The organism is Bacillus sp. LR--39, assembly GCF_053613335.1.
Genome location: NZ_JBSIOT010000627.1, coordinates 1 through 825, shown reverse-complemented (window position 1 = coordinate 825; position 825 = coordinate 1). Strand labels below are relative to the sequence as shown.

At 45.1% G+C, this 825-nt stretch carries 1 protein-coding gene; it reads left to right on the top strand.

The features are described 5' to 3' along the window. Positions 1-100 precede the first annotated feature (100 nt). The gene (gene smpB, locus ACWHAR_RS25415) at positions 101-571 is read left to right on the top strand and encodes an SsrA-binding protein (protein ID WP_003220025.1); all 471 of its coding nucleotides are present in this window, start codon (positions 101-103) and stop codon (positions 569-571) included. The last annotated feature ends 254 nt before the right edge of the window (positions 572-825 follow it).

Genomic DNA, 825 nt, shown 5'->3' with positions numbered 1-825 from the left:
TTCGGAAACAGCTTTTCATTGTAGCGGCACGTGACATTTGGTAAAATAGAGCGTATCGCAAAAGGTGGACAGTTTTTCCTTAGAGAGAGGAGGTTCTGGCATGCCAAAAGGGTCAGGAAAAGTATTATCTCAAAATAAGAAAGCCAACCACGATTATTTTATAGAAGAAACCTATGAAACAGGCATCGTTCTGCAAGGAACCGAAATCAAATCGATTCGCGCCGGCCGCGTAAACCTTAAGGATTCCTTCGCCAAAATCGAACGGGGAGAAGTGTTTCTCCACAATATGCACGTCAGCCCATATGAGCAGGGAAACCGCTATAACCACGATCCGCTTCGGACAAGAAAGCTGTTAATGCACCGCAAGGAGATTAATAAGCTGATCGGGTTAACAAAGGAAAAAGGCTATTCTCTCGTTCCGCTGAAGCTGTATTTAAAAAACGGCTTTGCCAAAGTGCTTCTCGGCCTTGGAAAAGGGAAGAAGAACTATGACAAACGGGAAGATCTGAAGCGCAAGGACGCGAAGCGGGAAATCGAAAGAGCGTTCAGAGACAGTCAAAAAGGCTTCTAAAGGCATAGTGCTTGATTCGAAAATCAGGCCTGTGCTATACTGTGTTCACGATCAGATCACGACGCCATTCATTTGCAGGATTTGACAATTGAAAAGAGCCGTGATCATGTTATAATAAGAGTATAGCCAGTTTGAGTGAGAGCTTGATATTTTCTCCCGTATTTCCCTTATACCAAGGGGACGTTACGGATTCGACAGGGATGGATCGAGCTTGAGCTGCGAGCCGAGAGGCGATCTCGTAAACACGCACTTAA